This window comes from Candidatus Neomarinimicrobiota bacterium, from assembly GCA_022560655.1.
Lineage (GTDB): Bacteria > Fidelibacterota > Marinisomatia > SCGC-AAA003-L08 > TS1B11 > JADFSS01.
Window position 1 is genome coordinate 1 of the sequence record JADFSS010000095.1, and the last position, 6,470, is coordinate 6,470.

Genomic DNA, 6,470 nt, shown 5'->3' on the forward strand with positions numbered 1-6,470 from the left:
TGGGGGGCAGCCCGTCACAGCGACAAAATAGCGACCGGCTGGCAAGTCCCCGTCATGACGCTGGGGCCTTCTAAGCCGTGACCGGAAGAATCCGCCGGGGTGGGTTCAGGTAGGAGAGTTAGGCGGCGATCCGCTAGGGCCGCTGAGCAGGGGACTGAGGCCTAATACTGGCGTCCTCGACCAGGATGTGCGTTTCCGCGATGAGATTCGCGTGGCCGAGCTCTTTTTCAAGGGCGGCCAACCTGTTCTCTTCACCGCGATAGACAACGTGCAGCACAGTGAAATGCTCACAGTCGGCTGCATCGGCGCATGACCAGCGAATATCGTGGACCAAATGACGGTGCGGCACCTTGCAAGTAGGTGGACAAAAGGCGTCACCGTAATTGACGACGCGCACTTGCTCGCTATGCCTGTCCGGGAAGTATATGACCGCGCTGGAGCGAATGATGCTGGAGCGGTAGTTGACCCCGCCGGCCGTCAATACCGCGAAAAGAACTAGCTTTACTGCCCAATGCATGCTTTCGTCTCCAGCGTTATGTGGGGCAAAAATAGTGCCAACAGGGCTAGCGGCTATGGTCCCCCGGATCTTGAAAAGGCCCAAGGCCATTGCTTTCCAATTAACGCCCACCCCCCTTGACAGCCCCGCAGCTCGCCGTATCCGGCAGGTATCCGGGTGGGAGGCTAGTCTAGGCCTGAAAGGCGGGCTTTTCCTGGCTCAGATCGGCCCCCAGCTGGCGGGTAAATCTACTTCAGCAGCACCATCTTGATCGACCTGGTGACCTCGGGTGTCACCAGCCGGACGATGTAGATGCTGGTGGGCTACTCCCCCTCGGCAGGGAACAATCCGTTTGCTAGCAATTTGAAATCGGCAGTAACTTCAGGCCAGGATGAAACTCAAAGCCACATTTGCACTATTGATCTGGATCGCTCCGCTGGCGTCACCGTTGCTGCCGTCTCAGGCCGGTTGCGAGAGCGCCTGCTGTATGGTGGATGTGGGCGCCTGCCAATCTGAAATGTTCATGTGGGCCTGCGCCGCCATGGATGCGAGCGTGGCACCTCTTGCGGTTCCGGCAGTTGTAGCGCCACAGTACAAGAGCGCTGCCTTGCCGACGTACAGCGTGCGCTATACGGCTGGAGCCAGCGCAAACCGACCCTTGGCCTTGTCAGGGAAGGGCGAGTTCGCCCGGACCTTTCATCCCCCCCAGCTTATTCCCCTTCTGATTTAGCCTAACCTCACCCGTCCGACTCCTGGATCGCCGTCTGCCCACAAGCCACGGCGGCCAACTGTTAATTATTGTCGACTTTCGAGGTAGCATGACTTCATTAGATTTTTCTCACCAGCTCGCTGGGTATGGCCTGAGCCCGGCGGCCATCCAACTCCCCGGTCTGCCCTGTTGGGCACTGTGCGCGGTGTTGCTCAGCGGCGTGATTTCGGCCCAACCAGGTCAACCCAAGGCTGCGGCGGCGCTACCCCCAGCTGTGGAGCTACTTTTTCGCAGCAACCGGGCACTCAAGGCAGCCGAGCAAGAAGCGCTGGCCGCCCGAGAACGGGTCCGTGCCACCGGTCTTTGGCCCGATCCCGTCGTGGAGTTTACCGGCTTTGTACGCCCCATCCAGACCCGTGACGGTCCGGTGGAGAGTCAGGCTATGGTGGGCCAGAAGATCCCGCTCTGGGGCCAGTCGCGCCGGCGGCGGACGGTAGCCGCCACCAGGGCTGATATTGCCGGACTGGAGGTGCGGGACCTGCAGCTGAGGTTGGTATACCGACTCAGATCTTATCGCGCAGACTACGTCAAGCTCATCCGCTCCCTGGAAATCCTCAGCGCCTACCGCTCGGATTTGGAGTCGTTTCGCCAGGTCGCCCTAACCAACTACGCCACCGGCGTCGGGCTGACCCAGCACCCCATTCTGAAACTTCAGATCGAGATGTCCCTTATTCAGAGCCAGGTGAATACGCTATCCAGTCAGCTGGCGACGGTGGTGAATCTCTTGCAGGCCCTTTACGATGGCAATTTTGTCCCTGATACTCTCGCCAGCGGGTTGCATACGCAACCACCTGAGATCTCCGCGGACTCCTGGCTTGCGCTGGCAGAACGCGCTCATCCCCGCTTGCAGATGGCTCGGCGGGAGCAACAGATCGCCATACTTCAGCAGGAGCTGGCCGTTCGCAAGGGGCGTCCTAATCTGATTGCCGGGGTGACCTACTCGGCGGTAGGACCAACCAAGCAAGCTGGCACTGTCAATCCCGGCGGGGATGCAGTGGGCGTCAAGCTGGGGCTGAATCTGCCCCTCTGGTTTGGCGGGAACCGGGCCCGCGTAGAGGCCGCACGGCGGGAAGTGACTGCGCGAGAGGCAACAACTGAGGGGCTCCGCAACGATGTCGAGCAGGAGGTGCGTTCAGCCAAGATACAGCTGGACCAGCTCGGGGAGACCTACCAGCTCTATGCGGGCAGCCTGGTTCAAGAGGCTGATCAGATGTTGTCATCCGCCTATGCGGCCTACGAGACGGACAAGATCGCTTTCCTGGATTTGTTGGACAGTGAGCGGATGGTAAAACGGGTACGGTTGGATTTTGAGGCCGTGAGGGCCGATAGGCACAAAGCCGTAGCGCGCCTGCTGATGGCAGCTGGACACATTCAAATTGAAGTGGAGGAGATTAATGAAATTTTCTAGAATATCAGCATTATTGCTGGTCATGGCCTTACTGACAGGAACAGCAGCTGTCGGATGCGGAACCGCTGACAAATCCAGCGCCCAGTCATCGCTTACACAGATGAATATGAATGCTCCGGAGGACAAAAGCGCGGTGTCCGGCAAAGTCAGCGGCCGGGTACTCTATTGGCGGGCGCCTATGGACCCGACCTACATCTCGTCGAAGCCCGGCAAGTCGCCCATGGGGATGGCCCTGGTTCCGGTCTACGAAGGGGAGGAGCGCATTGGTTCCACCGTGCGCATCGACCCGGTGGTGCAACAGAACATGGGTATCCGCACGATGACAGTACAGCGGCGAGACCTTAGCAGGGCGATCCGGACCTTGGGCAGGCTGGACTACGACGAGACCCGCGTGGCCCATGTCCACCTCAAATTCACCGGATGGATCGAGGTTACTCACGCGAATGTGACGGGCCAATCCATCGCCCGGGGCGAGACGCTCATGGAGATCTACAGTCCTCAGTTGGTGACCGCCCAGCAGGAATACCTGGATGCCTTGAGGAACCTGCGCGCTGCGGGTCAATCTGCATCCCCTGCATCCCGGCGGCGTCTCGAAGCCATCAGGACATCTACCCGGACACGACTCGAGTACTTCGATATCACAGGCCCGCAGCTGGACGAAATTGTCCGCACGGGAGTCGTCGGCAAGACCATCGCCATCAGCTCACCATTCACGGGCATCGTGGTGGAAAAACAGGCGCTGGACGGTATGGAAGTGCGCCCCGGCATGCGGTTGTATACCATTGCCGACCTCTCCAGCATATGGGTATTGGCCGACGTCTACGAATACGAAGCCCCTTGGGTCAAGGAGGGCCAGCAGGCCACCATGACCCTCTCGTACCAGCCAGGGACCGAGTACCGCGGCAGCGTGCAATTCGTTTATCCTTACGTGGATGAAAAAACCAGGACGATCAAGGTACGGCTGTCATTTCCCAATCCAGACATGCAGCTGAAGCCGGGGATGTACGCCAATGTGGTGATCCAGACTTCACCGGTGGCCGGCGCGCTGGCAGTTCCCCTTGAGGCGGTGCTGTTTTCCGGCCAGCGCAACCTTGTGATTGTCTCCCTCGGAGAGGGCCGCTTCGCGCCGCGGGACGTGACGATCGGCATTGAAAGCGGAGACGGATACTATGAGGTCAGGTCCGGCCTGGCTGCAGGCGAAACCGTGGTGACTTCCGGTCAATTCCTGCTCGATTCCGAGAGCCGTTTGCAGGAAACCATCGCCAAGCTACTCTCTATTGGTCAACCGGGTCGTGATCCGGCTATGCAGATGGGCGACGACGCTGGTATGGACGGGCCTGATGACGCTTCAGGTATGGAGGGGCGTGAACACGGCACGCCGGATGGCGAGGAACACCAACACCCCATGGAAAGCCCGTGAGCCGCTCATGGGGTGCCGCTACCCCCACTCCGGAAGCGGTGCTAACCAGCAGGGTATGAGAAAACCTGAATGATTGAAAAAGTTATTGCCTGGTCCCTGAATAATCGCTTCGTGGTGATTCTGGCGACTGTCGTTGTGGTTTTGGGCGGCCTGTACAGCATGCTGCATACGCCCCTGGATGCCATTCCGGACTTGAGCGATGTGCAGGTGATCATTCTGACCGAATACCCCGGCCAGGCGCCGCAGCTGGTGGAGGATCAGGTCACCTATCCCCTCACCACGGCCATGCTGTCGGTGCCCTTCGCCAAGGTGGTACGGGGGTACTCCTTCTTTGGCATCTCCTTTGTCTACATCATATTTGAAGACGGTACCGATATGTACTGGGCCCGGTCGCGGGTGCTGGAATACCTGAACTTCGTGTCCGGGCGGCTCCCGCAGGGGGTAACACCCCGGTTGGGCCCCGATGCCACCGGAGTGGGCTGGGTCTACGAATACACGGTGGAAAGTGATCAGCACGACCTGCAACAGTTGCGGTCGATCCAGGACTGGTACCTGCGCTACCAGCTGATGAGCGTCCCGGGCGTGGCCGAGGTGGCCTCCATAGGGGGTTTTGTCAAGCAATATCAGGTTGAGGTCGACCCCAACAAACTGCTGGCCTACAACATTCCCCTGAGCAAGGTGAAGCAGGCCATTCAGCGCAGCAACAGCGCTGTGGGCGGCCGCCTGGTTGAAATGGCGGAGACCGAATTTATGGTTCGCGGGCTGGGCTACATTGAGTCCCTGGAGGATCTGAAACAGATCCCCCTGGGGGTGAATGATGCCGGTATCCCCATCCTGCTCCGCAGTGTCGCCCATATTCATCTGGGACCTGAGCTGCGTCGAGGGCTGGCCGAGCGCGACGGCATCGGCGAGGTTGTTGGTGGGGTGGTGATCATGCGCTACGGCGAGAACGCCTTGCAAGTGATTAGAGCTGTGCGCGCCAAAATCGAGGAGCTTAAGAGTGGGCTCCCCGCAGGGGTCACCATAAGGCCAGCCTACGACCGTTCCCAGCTCATCGAGCGCGCCGTGGACAACCTGAAGGAGAAATTGATCGAAGAGAGCATCGTGGTGGCGCTGGTGAGTATCATTTTTCTGCTTCATTTCAGGAGCGCGCTGGTCGCCATCGTCACGCTGCCCCTGGGCATCCTGATTTCCTTCATGATCATGCGCTACCAGGGTATCAACGCCAACATCATGTCGCTGGGCGGCATCGCCATTGCCATTGGCGCCATGGTGGATGGAGCCATCGTGATGATTGAAAATGCCCACAAGCACATCGAGCGCCGGGGCAATGATGAGAACCACTGGGAGTTGATCCTGGCATCCGCCAAAGAGGTGGGGCCGGCGCTGTTTTATTCGCTGCTGATCATCACCTTCTCCTTTATGCCGGTGTTCACCTTGGAGGCTCAGGAGGGGCGTCTGTTCAAGCCACTGGCCTTCACCAAAACCTATGCCATGGGCGCCTCTGCGCTGCTGGCGATTACCATTGTCCCCGTCCTCATGGGTTACCTGATCAAAGGGCGTATATTGCCCGAGAACCGCAACCCGGTCAATGTGTTCCTGAAGCGGGTGTACAAGCCGGCCATCGAGCTGGTGCTGCGCTATCGCAGGAGTACGCTACTGGTGACGCTGGGTATCCTGATGATTTCGATTATTCCCCTGCGGAACCTGGGCTCTGAATTCATGCCGCCCCTCAACGAGGGCGACCTGCTTTACATGCCCACCACAGACCCTGGCATCTCCATTACCAAAGCCAGAGAGATCCTCCAGCAGACAGACAAGATCATCAAGACCTTCCCGGAGGTCGCCATGGTATTTGGCAAGATCGGTCGGGCGGAAACCGCCACCGATCCCGCCCCCTTGAGTATGCTGGAAACGACCATTACCCTGAAGCCGGAATCGGCCTGGCCCCGGCGAAAAATCATCCACCGCTGGTTCTCCGATTGGGGTCTGCCCCACTGGCTGCGTTCCATTCTGAGAGCGTTGTGGCCTGAGCAGAGGTCGTTGACGCAGCCGGAGCTCATTGCAGAGCTCAACGCCTCCATCCAGTTTCCCGGGCTCACCAACGCCTGGACCATGCCCATCAAGACCCGCATCGACATGCTCAGCACCGGTATCAAGACGCCCGTGGGCATCAAAATCCTGGGGCCAGACCTGGATACGCTTAGCTTCCTGGGCGCCCAGGTGCAAGCGATCGTCCAGCGGCTGCCTGGCACCTCCAGCGCATTTGCCGACAAGACAACGGGTGGCAATTTTCTGGACTTCGAGATCGACCGGGAACAAGCAGCACGCTACGGCCTCACTGTGGGGGACATCCAGGATGTGATTCAATCCGCCG

Annotated in this window: 5 protein-coding genes; 4 read left to right on the forward strand and 1 reads right to left on the reverse strand. The window is 59.4% G+C overall.

What is annotated here, in order from left to right; all coding sequences use genetic code 11:
* Positions 1-133: 133 nt before the first annotated feature.
* The gene (locus tag IH971_10375) at positions 134-517 is read right to left on the reverse strand and encodes a hypothetical protein (GenBank protein MCH7498242.1); all 384 of its coding nucleotides are present in this window, start codon (positions 515-517) and stop codon (positions 134-136) included.
* A gap of 370 nt (positions 518-887) precedes the next feature.
* Here IH971_10375 and IH971_10380 point away from each other — a divergent pair, with 370 nt between their 5' ends.
* From IH971_10380 to IH971_10395, 4 genes are all read left to right on the forward strand, one after another.
* Positions 888-1,226, forward strand: coding sequence for a hypothetical protein (locus IH971_10380; GenBank protein MCH7498243.1), 339 nt, complete (start codon positions 888-890; stop codon positions 1,224-1,226).
* Positions 1,227-1,314: 88 nt separating this feature from the next.
* The gene (locus tag IH971_10385) at positions 1,315-2,673 is read left to right on the forward strand and encodes a TolC family protein (GenBank protein MCH7498244.1); all 1,359 of its coding nucleotides are present in this window, start codon (positions 1,315-1,317) and stop codon (positions 2,671-2,673) included.
* 133 nt (positions 2,674-2,806) lie between these two features.
* The gene (locus tag IH971_10390; GenBank protein MCH7498245.1) at positions 2,807-4,093 is read left to right on the forward strand and encodes an efflux RND transporter periplasmic adaptor subunit; all 1,287 of its coding nucleotides are present in this window, start codon (positions 2,807-2,809) and stop codon (positions 4,091-4,093) included.
* Between the two features lie 69 nt (positions 4,094-4,162).
* Positions 4,163-6,470, forward strand: a 2,308-nt coding sequence (locus IH971_10395) for an efflux RND transporter permease subunit (protein MCH7498246.1), incomplete at its 3' end; no start/stop codon positions are given.

What these genes read in the sequence shown, in the direction of transcription:
- IH971_10385 (MCH7498244.1), top strand. Translation starts at nt 1,315, where the DNA reads ATGACTTCATTAGATTTTTCTCACCAGCTCGCTGGGTATGGCCTGAGC.
- IH971_10380 (MCH7498243.1), top strand. Translation starts at nt 888, where the DNA reads ATGAAACTCAAAGCCACATTTGCACTATTGATCTGGATCGCTCCGCTG.
- IH971_10375 (MCH7498242.1), bottom strand. Translation starts at nt 517, where the DNA reads ATGCATTGGGCAGTAAAGCTAGTTCTTTTCGCGGTATTGACGGCCGGC.